This is a genomic window from Cyanobacteriota bacterium (assembly GCA_027618255.1).
Taxonomy (GTDB): domain Bacteria; phylum Cyanobacteriota; class Vampirovibrionia; order LMEP-6097; family LMEP-6097; genus JABHOV01.
Genome location: JAQCFG010000012.1, coordinates 1 through 21,251, shown reverse-complemented (window position 1 = coordinate 21,251; position 21,251 = coordinate 1). Strand labels below are relative to the sequence as shown.

Here is a 21,251-nt window from a genome sequence, read left to right as displayed (position 1 = left end):
CAAGCAAAGCTTGTTCTAATCTATACAGCCATTACCAAAGGTAGACGCCCCCGCTGCAAAAGCCTTCCTCAAAAGATCCAACATATTCTCCGGGATATTCTTACGATCAAGAGGATTTGAATTCTCTGCTTGAGTTTTCTTTAAAATTTCTGACATCGCCAAAGCAATAGCAAGTCTTGGTACTGCAGCATCATTACGTCTGGCAATTAACAAATCACGCAAATCTGGTTGATCTTGCATCAACTCTTCAATCTTCACTAGCATGGAATCCTCTATCTGATAGTTTTTGATCAAAGCAACAAAGTTCATTGTCTCTTGCTCGGCAATGGCAAGCTTGTTAATCAAAAGATCTTCAGTCACCTTATAATTAGCATCAGTCGCCTGCTCAATTATCGAATGTGCTTTTTTATAACAAGCCTGATCTGAACTAATAATCCCTTTCTCTAATGAATCAATTACATGCTTTATCAAACGGGATTCTTGAGAATCATCCTGATCATAAAAATATTTAATACTCTCGACAAGATCAGCATTTGCCATTAATTTACCAAAGCCATAAAAACTCACATGATTACCACCCAGTAAACTAAACATCGCAGCATAAGGAATTGCACGCACATCTCCAAGTATAGAAACTATCTCTGCAGTAGTTAATTTCTCTGCTAGTAAATCAAGCTGATTATGAAACTCTGGTTTATCAAGATACTCCTTAAGCTGGGAGCCTGACCTAGAAGTTGGTCGGGAAGCGATGTTGAAAAGATCCAGGAAAACCAAAGGTGACTTAATTACATGCCTAAAATAATTTCGCAAGATCGTTTCATCACTCACTTTGTGATCATCATCAAGATCCAATCCAAAGACCTCTGACCTTAATGACAGACGCAAGGACTGCACCATCCCATTCATCAATTTCGTGAATTTAGGATCTAACACAAAACTCTTCTTGTAAAAATCTTCTAGTTTCTTGGTCGTTAATTCTTCTTGATTAAAATCTCGCTGTCTAATTGCAATATCATAAACACCACTAATAAAATCCTGCGTCGCCTGCTTCGTTCTCAAGCCTGAAGCAAGTTGCTGCGCGCCACCTCCTTGCAAAGTTCGCTCGTAATAAGCAATCGAGCCAGTGGGCTGAGTGCACTTAACAGTATCACGAAACTCCAGTCCACCACCGCGTTCCACAGGTTCCCCCCAACCATCAAAATTGATCATTTTGACTTCTTTGAGTCCAGCCGCCTTCCACAAAATCTTGTCAAAGCAGTTCTCGCCCATTAGTACATCCACCTTAGGCTTGGCACTTGGTTTGCGATCAAAAAACTCATCAAAATCTTTTACAGCAATTGCAATAACTTCTATTTCGCTTTTTTGTTCATCATCAGTAAATTCAGCGCCGCTAGCAAGCTTGCGCCAAGCATCTAATTGTTTAGAATCACCATCTAATTGATGACGCAAATAAGCATTAAAAATCTTAACGACAATGGTATCCAATTGCTTAGATCTAAACATCTCCCACTGAGAGGCTGTAAATCCATTTTGTTTGCCACTATCCGAAGGACCACGCATCTTAATAAAACGTCCATCCTGGGAGATCAAATACTGATGCCAAGCTGGATTGGTTAAAGCATCAATCGTCACCCTATAAGAATTACGCAAATCACAAATCTGCTCGGTAAGCGGCACTATTTCAAGCCGCGAGAGAGGCAACTGCTCGCGCAAGGCAGGACTAAAAGCCTTCATCGTCTTAGCAATCACGAGCACATTGAGCATATCCTCAAAACTGCTATTCATACTAATTATTTGTCGCTTGATTGCACCTAACTCAGCGAGTACAAGCAAATCAAAAGTCTGTAACAATTTATGTTTTGCCTTGTCCGTTTCAGACATAAACTGAATTGTAATTTTGTTACGCAAAACTTGATAGTTCACAATTGGCTTGTAATCAGAGAATAATCTAATTGGCTTAGCACTCTTGGTGACCGTCTCTATATCCATCACATAATTAGTTTTATTAGCTACTTGACCATCCCAAAGCGCAGTCAGGTACTTGGTTAGCTTGGCAAGAATATCAGCTCCTTGCCTAGTGTGTCCCTGCGAACCGAAGTCCCCAAAGACCTTAGCTTTGCGAATCAATATATCAATTTCTTTGGTACTAATGTTACTAGCATTGGTAACTTTGTTAGCACGAATCAATTCTAGCGGGGCAATAATATCATTCTGCACATCAAAAGACGCAAATAGTTTAACTGAATCAGAATTCATGGCATCAATTTTGAGCAACTTATCTATCAAGACCTCTATTTTAAGTACAATTCCATAATGGATCACTACTCTGTAAGCCTGATGGGGATTAACAATCAAATTATCAAACTTCTTGATTAATTCATCATAAAGTGCCTTAAAGCTATCATCAACAAAAAATGTTTTCATCGGGTATGACTTGTCATTAGTAAAATCATCACCATAATTCTGCCAAAGCTTATCAAGTTCAAGCCTGTATTTAGTCAAGAAATGAATCCGTTCTTGGAAAATAGCTCCCAAATGCTCTTCTTCGCTAACACTAGGATTACCATCAATATCTCTAGCAACCCAACTATGCAGCTTAAAGAATTTTGCACTCAACTTAAATTCTTTACCTTGTGTTTTGCAAAGCTCTCTCTCAACGGCTTGTACATTAGCAGGAATAATATCCCAGGCTTCAGCAAGATTATCCAAAAAATTGCGACTCTCATCAACTGGTCGCAATTGATCACTATTATAAGGCTTGGCTCTAACCATGTGAGAGATTGAAATGCTCAAGTCCTCAAGTAAATCTTCAACTTGTTCATCCTTAAAATCAGACCAAGACTCAGGGTCTATTCTGTAACTCATCTCCTGAATAGTTTCAACCATGGCTTTAATGTGATGAATATAATCAGGTTGAATACCAGCAGTTGGATGTGCCGTAAGCACAAGGTTGGCAGAAAATTCATCTGCTAAGATCGAAGCTAATTCTTTATCTGCTCCCTTTATCAATTCAGCAGCAAAAACCCTCTCTGGCAACAAGGCATAAGGCTTAGTCACCTCAGCACATGCAGTACTAGACTGGTTTAATAATAAATACGCCTCAATAATCCAAGCGAGCAACTTGATATAACTGGCATTGTCTTTATTAGCTTCAAGTTTACTAATGACCTTAGCGACCTGATCAAAATCACGTGCGCCAGCAAGTTCTCCTCTCAATTCAGTAATTGTCTTAATAAAAAGTTTTGCCCAAGTCTCACGCGTCTCCTGATCTTGATTAAGCTGAGTATCTTGCTTAATACGATCGGCTATCTTGTTGCCGATTATATTTCCAATGCTTCGATAAAGCACACGTATAGATGCAGGTATAGCCACTATCATATTGTACCAAGCTTTTAGTAAAGAGCCTCTTAAGTCGAAACATAGGTTCTGGTATAACCCATCTGATATAAGATTTTTTCAGCCACTTGAGCATGGCGCCTATTTTCACTAACACAAAGCTCAATCAAAGGCTTGCGACAAAATTGTTTATTTGAACTCAAACATCGATAAACTTGCTTATGAAGCTCAGGGTCCCGCCTGCTAGAATCCAAATCCACAAGAATCGTCACCATCGTTTCCCAGTCTAATGACTTATGATCTTCATGTAAATTCAAGAGCTTGCTATTCGCTAACTCTTGAATTTGTTGCGTTGATTTTTGCAAATGCAACTTGTCTAAAAATAAAGCGGGCTTTGTAACAATCGCAGCAAGTATCTCAGTCACTAACCTAATTCTTTCAGGACTAGTATCATAATCATGCCTAAAATCATCTAGCTTGGTTAATAAATCCGGTACTATTCGAGTCCCCATTGCAATTAGTGAAGCTCTAATCTGTTGGTAATGAGCTCTTAATCGATGATCTTGCAAAGCATCAAGCAATCTCTGATGGTCATTCATTAATGCAAATAAACCAAGGGCATTTACCTGACCCGCCCTTGCAGATCCCGACAATGATTTTTCTAAACGACCAACAAAAGTGCCATAACTTCCTTGACCAAAATGATCTTCAAAGTTATCGACATCCGTCCTCCCTAGATATGCAGACAAAGCATGATCGTGAAGTCTCGGATTGCAAGTCTCTAAAGCAATTTGCCTTAGTTGATCTCGATCCAAAAGACTAGTAATCAATGAATACAACGCAGTACTACAAACATCGTCAGCTGAACGCCCACCGACCATTTGCATCAAATGCTCTTTAACTGTATCCATAACAACTGGATGACTATTAGCTAAGACCCTAATTGCCATTGCAGAGCTCTGAGCAATCTCTGGCGAACTACTCATTAAATACTCATCATTAAATAAACCAAGCGCAAAATTAACAAGTCCAGGACCATCGTAATAATCATCAACATCAATTATTTTTGATAATGCAAGTATGGTGTAATCTCGAATTGCATTTTTGTCAGCAGAACCATAGAACTGCAAACGAGCTTTAAGCTGCTCAGCCAAACTCTCACTAGCCACATTCCTCCACTGCATATTAGCTAGCGCTCGCAAAGCCAATTTCACTGTTGGCGCGTCATAGCCTGCTGTCCCACTTGCATAAATTATTGTTTCCAAACAAGATAGCAATCGAGGGCTTTCCTCCAACTGAGGCAAATTTCCTAAAATATGCAGGCTCATTTCAACCAACAATTCTGAACTTTCATCATCATTATTATTACGCAAAGCCATCTGTAAAATACTCGTGACAAAGGTTTTGAGCCGCTTGGAACTGAGCAACGTTAAGTTGCTAGTCAAATCAACTTGACTAAGCAAAGTCAAAGCTCTAATACTTTTATCAAAATCCTTATTAACATTAAATCCCGACAACTCAGAGATAGCTAAATTAGCATCAATTAAAGACATCGCTTGTACTAAACGATCCTTGCTCAACTTATCTTCTGGTGCGATTCTTACCAATGTATCAAAAGCCTCACTAATAGGTTTAACCAGTAATGTCTTCACAATAGAAGCAAGCCCAGAGCTTGACTCAGCGCGTGTGAGTTTTTTGGCTAAAGGCAATTGAAACAAACGCGCAAGTATATTAGCTACTTGTAGTTTTCTGTTAGTTTCATTATCAAAACAATCCTCTCTGTGCAAAAGCATCTTATCGATTTTGAACTTAAGGCTCTTAGCATTAGCAGAGCAAAGCACATCAATCATCAAGTCACGAGTAGCGTCTGTAGTCTTAGTATCCAACAATTTAGCCACTAAAGAATCTATATCATCAACCATTGCCTGCGCAGGAGCAGCAGTCATATCGACAGGAGTCGTGCCTTGCTCATTGCGCCAAGCAACAAATCTATTAACTTGGTCTGATAATGTGATTTTATTCATATCTTCAAGTGAGACTCAATATCTTATCTTGGTTTCGTGTCTATCTCGCTATATCTCATCAAATCCATATATTTCAAAGCTAAAATCAAAAGCCTTATGAAATATACCGATATTTACCAAAATGAATACCCACAAGTCCTCCGAGAGCTAGCTAAAGAGATGCCTCTAGAGCTATATTATTATGGCAATCTTGAACTCATAAATCCAGCCAATAGTCTAAGTATAGTTGGCACTCGCAAAGTAACCAAACTCGGAAGCAATTTCTGTTCGCAATTAATCAAAGATCTCGCTCCTGCACAAACAACAATAGTAAGCGGCTTAGCCTACGGAGTAGACAGTGCAGCCCATCAAGCAGCGCTCGACAATAACTTGCCAACTATTGCAGTACTTGGTTCTGGACTTGAAGCTTTTGATTATTTTGGCAGACAAAGATTGATTTTTAATGAGATGCGCCAACGCTCCAACTGCCTGATCCTTTCAGAACATCCACCAGAATTTCCAGCACTTGGCTGGACCTTTGCCAGACGCAACCGCATCATTGCAGCACTCAGTCAAACAACTCTAGTAGTTGAAGCCCCTCTCAAAAGCGGCGCATTAATCACGGCAGATTGGGCGCTGCTGCTCAAACGCAATCTCTGGCTGCTTCCTGGCTCAGGCAAGAACTACGAAGGTAGCAACAAATTAATCCAAGAGCATCCAGCACTGGCACTACAAAATCCACAACAACTACTCCAAGACTTTGGAATCCAAAAACACAATACGAAACAAGACCCGCTACTAGATTTACTTCCAAGTAGTTTTGATTTATTGCAAGAACAATTGAAAATAGATGGTCGAGATCTATCCGTACAATTGAGCCTGCTAGAAATAGCAGGGACAATTAAAAAAGAATTGGGGAGTTATTACTTAAGCTAAATTACAGAATAGACCTGTTTCAAAACAAGTCTAATGAAGACGCTTAATTTCAACCTCACTTGAAAGGTTCAAGGAACGATCACAACAAAGCTATTGAGCTTTCCAGGTAAATTTTAGCCGAAGGTCTTAGAAAAAAGATCTTTGTATGCCTTCATACCTTCGCTTTCTGTTTCCAAATTAGTATTCATTGAAGCAAAAATAAAGACACCATGTCCAACTCTTTCTTGGCTACCATCAAGTGCCAAAGTTGCACCACTTACAAAGTCTATTACTCTCTGTGACACATCTCTTTCAAGATACTGTAAATTAACAATCACAGTCTTGCGAGTTTTAAGATGATTTACAATCTCCAAGCTATCTTCAAAAGCTCTTGGTTCTGTAACAACAATGTTCATGCTTGAATTACCAGATTGCACTAACTGCAAACGACTCGCAACTGAAGAAGTATTTGTCTCTTGCTTAGTTTCAGTAGATGAGATACCGAATTCGATAATCTCTTCTGTAGTTTTGTCTTCTTTCTTTCCTTTAATCCACGATCCAAATACTGAGTCCATAGCTTCCTTAAATCCTTTTGCTTGTGTAAACCTTCCACCTACTATACTATCGCCTTCTTGCATTTTGTCCAATTGATTTTGAACAGTTAGTTCGGGCTCGGGAATTTTATAGTCCTGTTTGACTTTGAACAATTCGTCAAAACCCTCATTGAAATTTCTTTCATTAGGTCCCATCCAGAAATCATCCATTTTAAATTGCGCCATTATATTTTACACTTCTCCCTTATTAGCCTCGTTGCCTGAAAACAGTTTCCTACCTATTCGGATCATCGTTGAACCACAGTTGACTGCCAAAAGATAATCATTTGACATTCCCATGGATAACTCAAACACGCCAAGAGGGAAGCTCTGCATCATCTCCTCTTTCAGAAGACGCATGCGCTTGTAAATTGTTTCAGAGATTTTTGAAATTTCATAAGGCCCCATGGTCATAAATCCCCTTAGCTCGATATTTTCAAACTCATAAATCTGTCTAATGGCCTCAGGGACAGTCTCAAAGCAAAATCCATTTTTGTCACCGGTGCTATTAATTTGTAAAAATATTTTTTGTTTAATTCCCAAAAACCTAGCCCGCTGATCTATCAACTGAGCGAGCTCCAGATTATGCACCGATTGAATCACTTCAAAAGCACCAACTGCTTTATTGACTTTGTTCTTTTGTAAGGGTCCCAAAAGATGCCACTGCACTTCAGGCAAATCAAGCCGCTGCTGCCTGCGCAAAGCAGGTAATACATAATTCTCCCCAAACAGTCTTTGACCCAAATTGTATGCCTCAATTACTTGCTCATCCTGGGCATATTTAGAAACTGCAACAAGCTTGACCCTGGCTGAACTAAGAGCAGAGTCGAGATCTTGGTCTATTTTGGCTAATTGATCTTTGAGTATCATGCGCAAGAAGTCAGGTCAACGCATAATGAAGACTGACAAGTTAGGATCTCATTTTAACCCGATTAAATTTTTCTAGTGATTTTCACAAGGATCGAATATACGATCATTAAATATGGTAAATTTATGTGAAACCAGATTACATAGTCTGGTCTATCAGATGGGCTTGTGGCGGAATTGGTAGACGCGCTTGACTTAGGATCAAGTGCCGCAAGGCTTTAGAGTTCGAGTCTCTACAAGCCCACCATTACAAAAGAAAGCCCCCTCTTTGAGGGGGTTTTCTTTTGTAGGGAGCTTTGGAGAAACCCATGTCAAAAAACGATTATTAATCGTTTTTTGATTCTTTTCGCGGGTCTCTGTTTCGCCTGCAAAGTATCTGTGGCGCTGCTACCGCTAAACTACAAGCCCACCATTATAAAAATAAAGGACCCCACAAGGGGTCTTTTCTTTTTATGGGGGAGTTTTATACACAACCCATGTCAAAAAAAGATTATTAATCGTTTTTTGATTCTTTTCGCGGGTCTCTGTTTCGCCTGCAGAGTATCTGTGGCGCTGCTACCGCTAAACTACAAGCTCAAAACTCATATTATCCAGTATGCACTAAAAATACTTTCTAGCCATTTACCAGAATTTACCGGACCACTACTCTATCAAGATCCCGACAATCCACAAGCATGGCAAAACAACTTTGGTAATTATTAAGCTAACCTAAAGATTCTTTGCTATAATGATCATTATGGTAGCTATAGGCGATGCAGCCCCAATCTATATCAATTCAGATCATTCTCTAATCATTGGTGGAACAGAGCTACCCTCCCCTCGCCATCCAAAAAGCATTGGTGAACTCTTTAACACAAGGCCACCAAATGAAAATCTAGTCAGGCGCTTAGTCACAATAGACAGTGACCAACCACTAGGTTTCATTACAACAAGACTAGAAAAGTATTTTCAGAGCCCTAGTCCTAACACGCAACAAGGATTGTCCAATTATATATTAATCCATGCTGGGCTTATAGGTGAAATCAAAGATAGACGTTATGGACTTGCTAATGGTACAAGCACTGACTTAATTTCGATGATGACAAACAAAGTTGCAGAAGACACTTCACTTGAAGATGTACTACAACCATTTACTCGATTACTCAACCAAGTTTTTCATATTGCCAAGCTCCCAACTGATTTACTAACCAAAAAAAGCAAAGAAGACTTAAGATCACTTGCTCATGATCTCATTGATATTCATTTTAAGACTATCAATAAATACAAAGCAATGATGAGAGAAGATTTAAAAGATGAAGGTCTTAAAATAGAACTTGCTGTATTTAAGGCATTCAACAAGAGGCTCAGCGAAGCTTTAAACTCAGTACTACAGCAGCTTCCAAGCCAGAACTTTGCTGATGCTCACAAAGCTTTTGATTCTATAATGGAAAGGAAGAGTTAGGCGGCTTCATTTCCTGGTCTATAAACATGTAATGCTTTTGGCAACACAGATCGTCCATCTGCAACGTCAGCACTAAAATCTAACAACTTTCCAGAAGCATTAATTGATTTAGCTTCTTCAATATGAGTGTCACCATCATCAATCGTAAAATGAATAATATTTCGAGAGTCCGCATAATCATCATATTTTGCAGCGTAATCAATTCTAGCTTTAACCAAAAGCTTCTCTCTCCCTGAACCACTTTCTACTAAAACAACTTCTTGGTCCACTTCTGAAGCTCCAAAACTACTAGCCTTGACTTTCGCTGGGTCTTGTCGGTATTTCGATATAAGAGTTAACTTGCCATCACCTCTTCTAATTAGAACTCCGTGACTAGTCGCTTCTTCTAAAAGCTGATGCTTAGAATCAAGAATTTTAACTGTCTTAGCTTGTGGATCATAAGACAATATGCTAATCAAACCGAGAGCTTGATTACCTGAATCTACAATCTTTCTAATCGCATCCGCACTCAAATGCTGCCCATCCAAAGCAAACTCAGCATTACTTCGCTTTACTTGAGAAGCTGGTATTGTAGGCTCGCGGAAAACTTTCATAATAAACCTATATTAACACATCACACAAGATAAAATCAACGACTGAAAACCCCTAAAGTGTCTTCAAAAACTCAACTATAGCCTCAATATCTTTCTTATTGAGTTTTTTACCTACTTGATACTCGCCCATAATTGCAACCGCATCATTCAAGCTATTGACAGAGCCATCGTGAAAATACGGATAAGTATCTTTGATATTACGTAAGATCGGCACCTTGAATTTGTGCTTATCCATTGGATCCTTAGTGGCGTTAAAGCGACCATTGTCTTCAACTGAAAGCTCACGCCCAGCAAAGTAATCCTTAGTCAAACCCATCTTCTCAAAACTAGCACCGCCAACTGCAGCGCCGTTGTGACACTTGTTGCAATTGTGTTTTTTAAATAAGTTATAACCGTGACGCGCTTGTGCAGAAATTGCATTGGTGTCACCTGCTAAATATCGGTCAAAAGTATTGCCATTAGTAATTAATGATTTTTCAAACTCGGCGATTGCATTTGCAATTTGATCTCCACTTAGATTTCTCAATTCTCTATCGCGCTTCAATTTGCCAAGCACTTGATTCCAGTTAGAGCCCATCTCCATTGGGTTGTGCACCGGTCCATGAGCTTGTGCTTCAAGATCATCAGCACGTCCATCCCAAAACTGTTTCAAATTAAAACTCGAGTTGAATACTGTTGGTGAATTAATATGACCTTTGGCTCCGTTGATCCCTGTAGAATATTGCGCTTGGTCAGTTCCTCCTTTGGCAAGATCATGACAAGAGGCGCAAGAGAGACTGTTGTCTCCTGACAAACGTGTGTCATGAAATAATTTCTTGCCGAGTGCTACTTTGCTTTCATCCAAATTCAAAGTCGCTGGATCAGGCAATGGCTTAATAGCTGTTACGCTGTATTGATCCAACCATTCACCTAGAGCTTGCTTATCCTGCGGAGTCAAAACCTTGTCCCAGTGAGCGATACGATACTGCACTGGTGGCATTGAATCATTCTTGATTACGTCAGTGAGTCTTGCAAAAATATATTTGGGAAGATCTTTATCATCCTCTATTGCAAACAGTTCTTTCTCTAAATGAAAATATTTTTTACCTTTGTCGATATCAGCCTGAATTACAGACTGCACGATAGGAAGCTTGGAGTACCATGGGTAAACAGTTTGATCAGAATGACAGTCCATGCATTTCTTTGCAAGAATTGCTTCTGCTCTTTCGCGCTGCATTGATTTTGCTCCAACTATTTGCGTGCTTAGTAAAAGAACTAATAAGCTAAGGGAAATTTTTTGCATTTCTCAAGTATACGATTTCTACATCACCCTGAGCAGTCTCGACCAGTAGTCAGATAATTTAGTTAAGGTATCTAAAAAATATAAAGAAATAATTTAGGTAATCTGCTAGAATCATCTACATCATTATGAAAACTATTAATACCAGTGTAGCCGGGGTTTGCTATGTTGGCGTTGAGCATATCCACAAAAAGGATAGCTTCAACGCTGATATGGAGAGGTTGGATAAGCTTGGGCTCAGTGAAGCCCAGGCAGATAATCCTTCAGCCCAGCAGCACTTAGCCAATCTCAAAAAACTTGGACATGGCTATGTCAATGCGGTGATGCTTTTTATTGCTGATAGATCTTTTGCAAACGCCAAGAACTTACATCGAATCACCAATGCAGTTCGTGAAGAAATTACCAGCGCACAAAGTGATTTTCCCCAGGAACCAGCTTTTGCAAGGACCTCAGTAAGACCTATAGCCAACACAGAAAAAGAAATCAAAGCAGTAGAACATGTCGGCACTATCTTCAATTCAATTTTTGCGACATTTGCAAGCTCGACCTTTTTTCCAGAATACTTGAAGCACTATGCCAAACTTGAACGTAATCACGCATCCAAACAGCTTGAAGCCTTCTAGTTAATACAGGATGGTGAGGCTAATGATCTCTTCAGATTTTCTGCAGAATTAATCTGTTAAAATCTAGGGACTATGGCAATTAGACCTGACGAAATAACTAGAATTCTTAAAGAACAAATCGCGGAATACAAAGACTCAACTCAGATTACTGAAGAGGGTTCTGTACTTAGTGTGGGTGATGGTATCGCTCGTATCTATGGTTTGCAGTCAGCGATCAACGGTGAGTTGATTGAGTTTGATGATAACGAAAAAACTCAAGCCATGGTTATTAACCTTGAGGAAGACAACGTCGGGGTGGTTTTACTTAGTAAGGGTCTTAACATCCAGGAAGGTACAGCCGTGAAATCCACTGGCCGTATTGCTTCTATTGGAGTAAGTGATGAGATACTTGGTAGAGTGGTTGACCCAACAGGCGCAGCGCTTGACTCTAAGCCAGCCATCACCGTTGACAAATTTATGCCACTTGAAAAAGTAGCACCTGGGATTATCAAACGTAAGTCGGTGCACGAGCCACTTCAAACTGGAATTACGGCAATCGATTCAATGATTCCTATTGGTCGCGGGCAACGAGAGTTGATTATTGGTGATAGACAAACTGGTAAAACTGCAATTGCAATTGATACTATTTTGAATCAAAAAAATGTACCTGAAGCTGATAGACCAATCTGTATCTATGTTTCAATCGGACAAAAGAGTAGTTCTGTAGCGCAAATCGTCAAAAGACTTGAAGAAGAAGGCGCGATGGAATACTCAGTGGTAGTTCACGCAGGTTCAACTGATACAGCTGCTCAACAGTTCTTAGCTCCATTCGCTGGTGTTTCAATCGCTGAGTACTTCCTAGAAAAAGGCAGACACGTACTTTGTATCTATGATGATTTAACCAAACATGCATGGGCTTACCGTGCGATGTCACTTCTACTTAGAAGACCTCCTGGTCGCGAGGCTTATCCTGGTGATGTGTTCTATCTACACTCGCGTCTTCTTGAGCGCGCTTGCAAGGTCAATGACGAAATGGGTGCTGGTTCAATTACCGCGCTTCCTATTATTGAAACTCAAGCTGGTGACGTTTCTGCTTATATCCCTACTAACGTAATTTCAATTACGGATGGTCAAATCTTTTTGGAGACTAATTTATTTAACGCTGGAATTCGTCCTGCAATCAACGTTGGACTTTCTGTTTCACGTGTTGGCGGGGCAGCTCAAACCAAGTGTATGAAGAAGGTTGCTGGGCCACTTCGTCTTGGTCTTGCACAGTTCCGTGAGCTTGAAGCATTTGTACAGTTTGCTTCTGATCTTGATGAAGCTACTCAAGCACAAATCAATCGTGGACAAAAACTAGTTGAACTTCTTAAGCAAGCTCAATACGCACCGTTGACAGTTGGTCAAATGGTTAGTTTGATTTTTGCTGGTGATCGAGGCTTGCTTGATGATGTCGCGACAGACAAGATCTCTAGATTTAAAGAAGAATGGTTCCAATATTTTGAGTCTAATCATGCAGAGTTGAAGAAAACTCTTGATGCTGGTACTGGCCTTAACGACGATATTGTTAATGAGCTTACTGCTGCGCTGACCAAGTTTAAAGCTGATTTGTTTGCATAAAATGTGATTCAGATACCCCTGGGGTATATTACGTTATTAACGTTCTTCGCCATTGAATATACCCCAGGGGGGTATATTCTGCAATAAAACTTAAGCTATTACTAATTAGATATTAATTCCGTATTTGACATGCTAGGATAGACAATTCTAATCGAGACAAAACCATGGCTACAATTACATTACTAGACAAACAAGGCAAAAAATCATCAAAGGGTCAGGAGATCAGCGATGCATTATTTGGCCTTCAAATTAACGAACATCTTTTATACCTCGCAAAAGTTAGACAAGAGTCTAATGCTCGTGCGGGTACTGCACACTCTAAGACCAGAATGGAAGTTCGTGGTGGTGGTGCAAAACCATGGAAACAAAAAGGTACGGGTAGAGCTCGTGCTGGTAGTAAAACCTCTCCAATTTGGCGTGGTGGTGGAGTGATCTTTGGTCCTCGCAACACTGTCAACTGGACTAAAGGCATGAACAAAAAAGAATCTGCCAGAGCTATCGTTTCAGCTTTATTACTTTTACAAAAGAAGAGCAGATTAACTGCTATTGAAGATCTTGCAATTGCTAATGGCAAAACCAAAGAAATCGCAAGCCTAGTTGAAGCAAGCGGCTTTGCAGGACAAGAAGTTGTTTTTGTTGTTGAAACAGCAAACGACAACACTACGCTTCTTAAGAGAGCAGCTAAGAATTTAATCAAAACCAAAGTACTTCACGTTAACGAACTCAACGTGATAGACCTACTTAAGGCTGACCAAGTTATCGTTAGTAGCAAAGCTATTAGCCAAATTGAGGAGAGATTTGCAGATGTCACACGCGCTTGAAGAAGTATTAAAGAAACCACTAATCACAGAGAAATCTAGTATCGCTGCTAGTACTCTTGATAAGTACACTTTTGAAATCCCAAAATGGGCAACAAAAAACCACGTTAAAGAAGCTTTTACTAAGTACTTCCCAAATCACAAAATACTTAAAGTGAACACTGGATCTATTTTTGGTAAAGCTAAACGTAGTCGCAAAGGATACAGCAATCCTGTTGACCGCAAAAAAGCTATCATCACCGTTGAAGGTGAGCATATCGATTATTTTCCTGAGGTTTAGCTTTTAGTTAGTTTGTTATAGAAATTATCAAAGATGAATGCCGCCATTCTTGCTTGCTGCGTTACGGTCTTCAGTATCAGGGTCGTAACCGAAATTTCTAGGTTTTGGTTGCTTTGATTTCTTTTTAGCTTCAACAGCAGGGGCATCTTGAGTAGGCTTTTGATTTTTAGCGACAGGCTTAGCTTGAATCAAAGCTTGATTCGCAACAAAGAGCGCTTTGCAAATATCTTTTGCCGTGATGAGGTCTTCATCAGTACCAATTTCTTCATCCGGAGCATTTTTTGCACGAACTTCATCTCTTCGTTTTTGTAATGCAGCATATCTCGGAGTTCCATCTGGATTCAAATGGGCAAATTCACCAGACTCTGCTGCTTTAACCAGTGCCGGAGCTCTGGCTGCTGCCAAGACTTGATCTGAAAATAAGGATAATGGCTTAGACATAGTAATACAACTTATCTTATTAGCTAAGATTTACATGGAATTCTAGCATATCTAGGTATTAACACCCAAAAACCATGAATATTAAATTAAATATCCAATCAATATAAGACAGCTATAATAAACCACAGGACTCCTTATGTTACTCAATATCGGAGCAAAATTTATGAGATCCCACAAGGATTCCAGTCGTTCAGTGCCAGCAAGCACTAAACCAAACCTTGCCACGTCTCAACAAACACCAGCTTCCTTGTTTGCTGCTCAAGAAGAAAATGAAAATGGCAACCAAGCCATATATTTTCAGCTCAATCAATTCACCAATAGCTACCAAATTGGTGACGATATTACAGTCCAAGTGCTTGGACTGAAGGACATTGTTAAAGACCAGCAAGGACAAATCAAAGACTTAAGACTCGCGCTCAAAATCAGAATCAAGGATCCTAATAGCTACATCATCAGCCAGAAAGCAGGTCAAGCTGGTTACAATAGCAATGAAACAATCGAACATGATTTTCGTTCAGCAGGATCCGAGGATAATCCTGGACCAATATTTATTAGTATCAGCCCTCAAGACATCATTCTTATTGGCGATAAAACCAATAAACCATATGAAATAGAGCTCAGCCTAAGCAATGATTGCTACCAACAAATCAAGAACAAAAACCAAATCAAACTTATTGTTCATAGTGATAAAGAAATATTCAGCGGCGCCTACTCAGAACCGCATAAACGAACTCAATGGAATGCTTATGGCAAACCGGATACAAGCGCCTACCCTGATGAATTAAGTAGTTTTGCTCGAACACTACTAGCAAATAGAGGCTATAAGCCAGAAGAGAAGCTCGATTATTTCATGGTTGATAAGCCTGAATCAGTGCCAGGCACTGAGATTCCATACATGGATAAAGCTCTAAACAAAATCCTTACTGCAATGCAAGCAGGTAAAAAAATCGCTGTCTATGGTGACTATGATGTAGACGGAACTACTGCTGTCTCTATCTTACTAAGAACTTTTAAGCAGCTTGCTTACAGCGACAAAGTTAGCTTCTATGTCCCGCAAAGACACAAAGAAGGTTATGGCTTCAATCAAAAAGCAATTGACAAACTTGCTCAGGACTATGATTTACTTCTCAGTGTTGATCTTGGAACTAATAGCAATAAACTAATTCAACACGCACAAGAGCAAGGACTAGAAGTGATAGTTACTGACCATCATAATATTCGGCTTGAGGCTCCAAAGGGCGCTTTACTGGTAAACCCCAAAGCCTTAGACGATGACAAACACCCTCTCTATGAGCTGTCTGCTGCAGGGCAAGCACTCAAACTTGCAGAATTATTACTCAAAAAATTTAGGCAAGATGACTACTTAATCAATCTCAAAACACTTGCAGCCTTAAGTACAGTCGCTGACCAGGTCAATTGTGTTGGTGAGAACAGAAGCATAGTACAAGAAGGACTTTCAAGCCAAGCTGTTAACAAGGGCATGCAGGCAATACCTGGACTCAAAGCATTAATAGAAGAGGCTGGTGTGCATAGTAATCCAATACTTAGTGGCTATCATCCTGATGATGTTGCCTTTCGGCTTGGTCCTATCATTAATGCTGCTGGCAGGCTCGATCATGCCAAAGACATAGTTGAGATGTTTAGCTCTGATGATGAAGAACGAGTATTGAAACTAGCTAAAGAAGCTAAGTCCAATAATGATAAAAGAAAAAAACTAGAGAAGAAAGTCGTCAGTCAAGGTTTTGACGAGCTTGCTTGGACTTATAAGCCAGGCTCTGACAAAGTTATAGTCCTTGCCAATGAAGCTTGGAATAAGGGCGTCATTGGACTAGCAGCTGGGCGCATCATGGAATATCTACCTCTACCAGTGTTTGTTGGATTCATTGGCGAAGATCAAACTACTTTCTCCGCCCGTAATCCTTATGACTATCTTGGAATTGATATCACCGATGTATTAGCTCAAGTAGCTCAAGAATTTGAAGAATTGACTGGTAAGGAGCTTAAATACGGCGGGCACAAAGCAGCAGCAGGTTGTAGCTGTGATAATAAAGATCTTGAATCATTCAAAAACTTAGTACATAAACATTTTGCTCAAGCAATTCCAGATGATTACGAACCTATCCAGCAAATTAATATTGAGCATTGTATCGGACTTAAAGAACTAGTACCCCTGTTCAATCAAGAAGCTAAAGTTCTACCATTCGGCAATGGTTTTAATAAGCCCTACTACCTTACAATGCCGGTCACGGCAAAGCTTAGTGGCAGAAGCGCAAAAGCCGTTCTTGAAAATGGCCAGAGACCTGATGCTGTGCAACTAGAACTCTATGAGGAAGGATCTATCATCAAGCCCTTCTTAGAACAGATCAATAGAAGTCCAGAGCTTGGTAATTCATCCATAATAAGCACTCATGGTGATTACTCTGAATCAGCAGTCATGTTTCGTCGCGGTAAAGAATTCCTAGAAGACTTTCTTTGGCAGCAAAATAAACCATTCATGTTTGTATTAAGACCAAGCTTTAGTTCATATGATCAAAGCTTTCGCTTTCAAGTTGAAGACTGGAAAGTTTATGATCCTGAGAATTTAGACCCTGCTCTATACAGTAGACTGGAGCCTAGATCATGAGAGCAAATTTGTTTGACTGGGCAAAAGATCACCCAGAAAGGATTAGCAGTGATGCGTCAAGCCCAGTAGCAGCAAGTACTCCTGTGAGCCCAAAGCCTGCTCCTTCAGTTCAACCAATAAAAGAAGCCTCTCTTAATCCACCAGCCCTGCAAGCAGACCTTGATCGAGCTAACCCGAATCAACTCAGGGCAATCAAGAACTATCAAGGACCAATGTTTATTCAAGCAATTCCTGGTGCTGGTAAGACTGAAACAATTGCAACTAAAATTGCGTACTTATTAACTAGTAATGAAATTGATCCCAATGACAAACCAAACCCAGATGAAGTCCTAATACTTAGTTTCTCTGATGATGCTCGTCAGAATATGCAAGAAAGACTCAAATCTAAGCTTGATATTAAAACTGCTGAACAAATAGAAGTGAAGACCTATCATTCATTTGCAAGAAAAATTATTGCTGACAATCCTCAAATCAAACGCTTTGCTGCCATGGGCAGATTGATAGACGAAAATGAGAAGTTTGAGCTTATAGAATCAATCATTGATGATTTACCGAGCCTTATTGAGATCAATGAGACTGATAGAGTAGGGAAATATCAAAACCTTGAACGCAGTCCTAGGTTATATAGCAATAACAAAGAACTTGTTAAAGAAGCTTGCAAACATATCACCGAGCTTAAAAAACTTAACATCGATCCAGATCAGTTCTACTCAGCTTCATTTGCTGATGGTGGGGCTGATCTTCCAGCCAATGATTACCCAAGATTCCTGCGCAATGCAGCTCGCAATGAATTAATTAAGAACTTTGCACTTCAGCCATTAACCAAGACTGACAATTCTGATTGGCGTAAAGCCAAACAAAGACTAGAAGACGAAAAAGAAATCGAGATCTTCCTTTCTTTACTAGATGCTATCTCATATCGCCAGCGCTACCAAAAAGATAGTCAATATCTAGAAGCCCCTTACCGTAAGATGATTAGAGCACTTAAGGATAAAGCCATGCTAGACCAAGCTCAAGAAGGTGGCAGCCTGCGAAGACATTTTCGAGACTTACTCTTGAGTTTTTGTGGACTAGAAATCAAAACCAGAAGAAACAAAAGCAAAGCGAGAGGAGAAAAATATCTAAAATCTAATTGGATAGAGCATAAATTCAAACTTGAAGACCTTGCATTGGTCTATAGAGAATACATTAAAGAATTAAAGCAACACCAAGCCCATGATTTTGATGACCTAGTACCAAAAGTAGTAGCCGAATTGGCTCATAACCCTGAACTCAAAGAACTCTACTCTAACAAATATCAATATATTTTTGGAGATGAATTTCAAGATACCAACTCAGCTCAATATCAATTAATGAGAGAGATTGCTGCTCAAGATGAAGCTTCCATGAAATCAAGTAATGTTTGTGTAGTTGGTGATCCAGACCAATCAATATTTGGTTTTCAAGGAGCCGCTTCTGAGAACAGTTATAAGTTCATTCAAGACTTTAACCCACTGATAGTAAGGTCTAATCAAAATTACCGAAGCCAAGCAGCAATATTAGAGTCAGCTGATCATCTTCGAGGACATAATTATTTACAACACGATTTAGAGCAAGGATCAACAAAAACCGGTCTAGTGGCAGAGGCTAACTCACTAGAATATCCCTATAAGGCAGTAACTATAGATCATCATCAAGATATTGATACAAGCCTAGTTCATATCGCCAATCAAATTGAAACCATGATTGACCCTAATGGACAAGCTATTGATCCAAGTAGTATTGCAATATTATGCAGAGAAAATAGGGACTTAGCAGAAATCGCAAGAACTCTAGCTGCAAGAAAAATCCCTCACAGCGTAGAAGCCAAAACAAACCTACTCAGTGACAAGGATATAAATCTACTACATAAATTATTTCAAGTCATTGCAAGTCCAGATGCCAATAGTGATAAAGCTAACACTAACTTTGTTAGCTTACTACTGTCACCAGCTCTATTAAAATCCCAGGTCTACCTAGAACATGAAATCAAGACCAAAGATATACTGGAAGCTAGTGCCAGCTATAAACAAGCCATATTAGATCATCAATTTCAAGGCTCCTTGTTTGAATACTTGCAAGCTAATAGCACTAAGCTTGAACCAATAATTGATTTATTTCAAGACTATTCCAATAAGGTACACTATGCAGATTTTGGACAACTCTTTGCACATGCAATTAAAGATTTTGGGTATTTCAATCTGCTTTATAGTGATGCAAATAAATCACTTGATGCCACTGGTGCTGATCTAGAAAGCATATGGCAAAGAAGAACAAAGCTTCAGCGCTTAACGGAGTTTGCTCAGAGTATTGATGCTAGAACAATAACCAGAGTCAATAATGAAGAGCAGGCTAGAGGAATTGATAAATTTCTCCATCTGTTGAATTACCTGCAGGCTAAAGAACTTGGTATCAGGCTAAAGAACCCTGGCAATAAATCAGGTGTCAAAATCCTTACCGCACACAAATCCAAAGGCAAGGAATGGGATCATGTCATGATCTACAAAGCCAATAGAGGACATTGGGGTAATAAGAACAACAGTAATATGATCAAGATGCCACCTACTCTAGGGCGGGATCCAACTAGTATCGAGCAAGCTATTAGTGATGAAGAGGAAGAGCGCCGTCTCTTTTATGTCGCTATGACTAGAGCGCGCAAGACCTTAAGCATTCATAGCAACGCTGAGACCAAACTTGGTGAAAGCTGCCAGCCATCAAGCTTTGTGAATGAACTGATGACCAATCCAAAAGAAGATTCAATTCAATCTACTTATCATCAAGCAGATTACCGTACTGAACTATTAGCTGAATTAACAGGCAAGCGAGACGATAGACCATGGTCTGAGCAAGCAATGGCTATTGATCTTGACTATCTTAAAGCTAGAGTTGAGACAGTTAGACTCAATCCAACCAACCTAAACTTATTTGAAAATTGTGCTAGAAAGTTTGCATTACAAGAATTACTAGCGGGTGTACTTCAAATCAAATCCTTTGCATTTGGTAAGGCTATTCATGGTGCATTGGAGCGATATTTCACTGAGCTCAAGAGCTTACAAGAAGCGAATTTGAAGGCTGATGGTAAGTGGAAATCTGGCAAAGCGCCTATTTATAAAGATCTTGGCCAAAAATTACGCGATTATTATACTGAAATAATCAAATTACAAAACTGGCCAGCAAGCGAAGAAGAGAGCTACCTGGAACGAGGTCACACCATGCTAACTAACTACTTTAATAAACATAGCCGTGCTGACGACTCCAAGAGCCTCAAGATATTTAGAGATCTAAGAATAATAGATGTTGAAACTTCACTGCGCAATCGTTTTGAACATGAAGGTCTATCAATTCCTAGCAATGGACGTATTGATCTAATAGTCGAGATTGAAGACCAAGATGGTATCAAACAAAAAGTAGTTATTGACTTTAAAACCTTTGCGCCAGATCAAGATGATAAAACTAATCCTGGCGGCAAAATCCATACCCAAATGGGCTTGTACAATTTGCAACTAGAAGTAGAACAAGCAGCTGGCAAGATAGACTTTGTGCCACATAATTATCAAGTTCATTTTATGGAAGCTGACTCTAGAAATAATTTTCATGATAAGTCCGTCAAACCCAGTACTGAAGAATTATTAGAACTCAAGAAGAGAGCCGCTGATAGCTACCAAAAAATACAAAATCTAGAATTCCCCATGACTGATGATCACGCTAAATGTTTAGATTGTATTTTTAGGCTTGCATGTAATAGGTAGTTAAACAGCAATTCTTAATGAGAATATTCTCAACTAGCGGACTCTTACGGATGTAGGTCTGGCCAACTATGAA

At 39.5% G+C, this 21,251-nt stretch carries 16 protein-coding genes and 1 tRNA gene; 10 read left to right on the top strand and 7 right to left on the bottom strand.

The window, feature by feature from the left end; all coding sequences use genetic code 11:
* Positions 1-15: 15 nt before the first annotated feature.
* Together O3C63_02925 and O3C63_02920 are read right to left on the bottom strand one after the other, a co-directional pair.
* Entirely contained in the window at positions 16-3,372 is a 3,357-nt protein-coding gene (locus O3C63_02925; protein MDA0771875.1) for a phosphoenolpyruvate carboxylase, read from the bottom strand.
* 35 nt (positions 3,373-3,407) lie between these two features.
* Entirely contained in the window at positions 3,408-5,360 is a 1,953-nt protein-coding gene (locus O3C63_02920) for a hypothetical protein (protein ID MDA0771874.1), read from the bottom strand.
* A gap of 96 nt (positions 5,361-5,456) precedes the next feature.
* Between O3C63_02920 and O3C63_02915 the strand changes: the two genes are divergently transcribed.
* Positions 5,457-6,275, top strand: coding sequence for a DNA-protecting protein DprA (locus O3C63_02915; protein MDA0771873.1), 819 nt, complete (start codon positions 5,457-5,459; stop codon positions 6,273-6,275).
* A 113-nt stretch (positions 6,276-6,388) separates the two neighbouring features.
* On the opposite strand, the gene sepF is transcribed toward O3C63_02915, so the two are convergent.
* Both sepF and O3C63_02905 read right to left on the bottom strand, forming a co-directional pair.
* Positions 6,389-7,033, bottom strand: coding sequence for a cell division protein SepF (gene sepF, locus O3C63_02910; protein ID MDA0771872.1), 645 nt, complete (start codon positions 7,031-7,033; stop codon positions 6,389-6,391).
* 6 nt (positions 7,034-7,039) lie between these two features.
* Positions 7,040-7,717: a YggS family pyridoxal phosphate-dependent enzyme gene (locus O3C63_02905; protein MDA0771871.1), complete on the bottom strand. Its 678-nt coding sequence runs from the start codon at positions 7,715-7,717 to the stop codon at positions 7,040-7,042.
* 159 nt (positions 7,718-7,876) lie between these two features.
* Here O3C63_02905 and O3C63_02900 point away from each other — a divergent pair.
* The 3 genes from O3C63_02900 to O3C63_02890 all read left to right on the top strand — a co-directional run bounded on the left by O3C63_02900 (position 7,877) and on the right by O3C63_02890 (position 9,155).
* Positions 7,877-7,961: transfer RNA gene (locus tag O3C63_02900), tRNA-Leu, on the top strand.
* Positions 7,962-8,260: 299 nt separating this feature from the next.
* Complete coding sequence (locus O3C63_02895; protein ID MDA0771870.1) at positions 8,261-8,416, top strand: hypothetical protein; 156 nt, start codon at positions 8,261-8,263, stop codon at positions 8,414-8,416.
* A gap of 34 nt (positions 8,417-8,450) precedes the next feature.
* Positions 8,451-9,155 carry a hypothetical protein gene (locus O3C63_02890; GenBank protein MDA0771869.1) on the top strand — a complete coding sequence of 235 codons (705 nt, stop codon included), beginning with the start codon at positions 8,451-8,453 and terminating at the stop codon, positions 9,153-9,155.
* Here the strand turns inward: O3C63_02890 and O3C63_02885 are convergent.
* Both O3C63_02885 and O3C63_02880 read right to left on the bottom strand, forming a co-directional pair.
* A complete protein-coding gene (locus O3C63_02885) occupies positions 9,152-9,748 on the bottom strand; it encodes a hypothetical protein (GenBank protein ID MDA0771868.1) in 597 nt (198 codons plus the stop codon). The two genes, O3C63_02890 and O3C63_02885, sit on opposite strands and share 4 nt — an antisense overlap.
* A gap of 52 nt (positions 9,749-9,800) precedes the next feature.
* Entirely contained in the window at positions 9,801-11,030 is a 1,230-nt protein-coding gene (locus O3C63_02880; GenBank protein MDA0771867.1) for a heme-binding domain-containing protein, read from the bottom strand.
* A gap of 125 nt (positions 11,031-11,155) precedes the next feature.
* On the opposite strand from O3C63_02880, the gene O3C63_02875 reads away from it, so the two are divergent.
* From O3C63_02875 to rplW, 4 genes are all read left to right on the top strand, one after another.
* On the top strand, positions 11,156-11,650 hold the full coding sequence (locus O3C63_02875) for a hypothetical protein (GenBank protein MDA0771866.1): 495 nt from the start codon (positions 11,156-11,158) through the stop codon (positions 11,648-11,650).
* A 72-nt stretch (positions 11,651-11,722) separates the two neighbouring features.
* On the top strand, positions 11,723-13,249 hold the full coding sequence (atpA, locus tag O3C63_02870) for a F0F1 ATP synthase subunit alpha (GenBank protein MDA0771865.1): 1,527 nt from the start codon (positions 11,723-11,725) through the stop codon (positions 13,247-13,249).
* 164 nt (positions 13,250-13,413) lie between these two features.
* Positions 13,414-14,070: a 50S ribosomal protein L4 gene (gene rplD, locus O3C63_02865; GenBank protein MDA0771864.1), complete on the top strand. Its 657-nt coding sequence runs from the start codon at positions 13,414-13,416 to the stop codon at positions 14,068-14,070.
* Positions 14,054-14,347 (top strand): 50S ribosomal protein L23, encoded by a 294-nt coding sequence (rplW, locus tag O3C63_02860; GenBank protein MDA0771863.1) that lies wholly within the window; start codon positions 14,054-14,056, stop codon positions 14,345-14,347. Before rplD ends, rplW begins: the two co-directional genes overlap by 17 nt.
* Positions 14,348-14,374: 27 nt before the next feature.
* Here rplW and O3C63_02855 read toward each other — a convergent pair whose 3' ends face one another.
* On the bottom strand, positions 14,375-14,788 hold the full coding sequence (locus O3C63_02855; protein ID MDA0771862.1) for a hypothetical protein: 414 nt from the start codon (positions 14,786-14,788) through the stop codon (positions 14,375-14,377).
* A gap of 163 nt (positions 14,789-14,951) precedes the next feature.
* Between O3C63_02855 and O3C63_02850 the strand changes: the two genes are divergently transcribed.
* Positions 14,952-17,411: a DHH family phosphoesterase gene (locus tag O3C63_02850; GenBank protein MDA0771861.1), complete on the top strand. Its 2,460-nt coding sequence runs from the start codon at positions 14,952-14,954 to the stop codon at positions 17,409-17,411.
* Positions 17,408-21,178 carry an ATP-dependent DNA helicase gene (locus O3C63_02845; protein MDA0771860.1) on the top strand — a complete coding sequence of 1,257 codons (3,771 nt, stop codon included), beginning with the start codon at positions 17,408-17,410 and terminating at the stop codon, positions 21,176-21,178. Before O3C63_02850 ends, O3C63_02845 begins: the two co-directional genes overlap by 4 nt.
* Positions 21,179-21,251 lie beyond the last annotated feature (73 nt).

Bases quoted from the DNA above. Each gene is read 5' to 3' on its own strand.
- O3C63_02890 (MDA0771869.1), top strand. From the start codon at position 8,451: ATGGTAGCTATAGGCGATGCAGCCCCAATCTATATCAATTCAGATCAT.
- O3C63_02850 (MDA0771861.1), top strand. From the start codon at position 14,952: ATGAGATCCCACAAGGATTCCAGTCGTTCAGTGCCAGCAAGCACTAAA.
- atpA (MDA0771865.1), top strand. From the start codon at position 11,723: ATGGCAATTAGACCTGACGAAATAACTAGAATTCTTAAAGAACAAATC.
- O3C63_02880 (MDA0771867.1), bottom strand. From the start codon at position 11,030: ATGCAAAAAATTTCCCTTAGCTTATTAGTTCTTTTACTAAGCACGCAA.
- rplD (MDA0771864.1), top strand. From the start codon at position 13,414: ATGGCTACAATTACATTACTAGACAAACAAGGCAAAAAATCATCAAAG.
- O3C63_02885 (MDA0771868.1), bottom strand. From the start codon at position 9,748: ATGAAAGTTTTCCGCGAGCCTACAATACCAGCTTCTCAAGTAAAGCGA.
- O3C63_02875 (MDA0771866.1), top strand. From the start codon at position 11,156: ATGAAAACTATTAATACCAGTGTAGCCGGGGTTTGCTATGTTGGCGTT.
- O3C63_02845 (MDA0771860.1), top strand. From the start codon at position 17,408: ATGAGAGCAAATTTGTTTGACTGGGCAAAAGATCACCCAGAAAGGATT.
- sepF (MDA0771872.1), bottom strand. From the start codon at position 7,033: ATGGCGCAATTTAAAATGGATGATTTCTGGATGGGACCTAATGAAAGA.
- O3C63_02855 (MDA0771862.1), bottom strand. From the start codon at position 14,788: ATGTCTAAGCCATTATCCTTATTTTCAGATCAAGTCTTGGCAGCAGCC.
- rplW (MDA0771863.1), top strand. From the start codon at position 14,054: ATGTCACACGCGCTTGAAGAAGTATTAAAGAAACCACTAATCACAGAG.
- O3C63_02905 (MDA0771871.1), bottom strand. From the start codon at position 7,717: ATGATACTCAAAGATCAATTAGCCAAAATAGACCAAGATCTCGACTCT.
- O3C63_02920 (MDA0771874.1), bottom strand. From the start codon at position 5,360: ATGAATAAAATCACATTATCAGACCAAGTTAATAGATTTGTTGCTTGG.
- O3C63_02915 (MDA0771873.1), top strand. From the start codon at position 5,457: ATGAAATATACCGATATTTACCAAAATGAATACCCACAAGTCCTCCGA.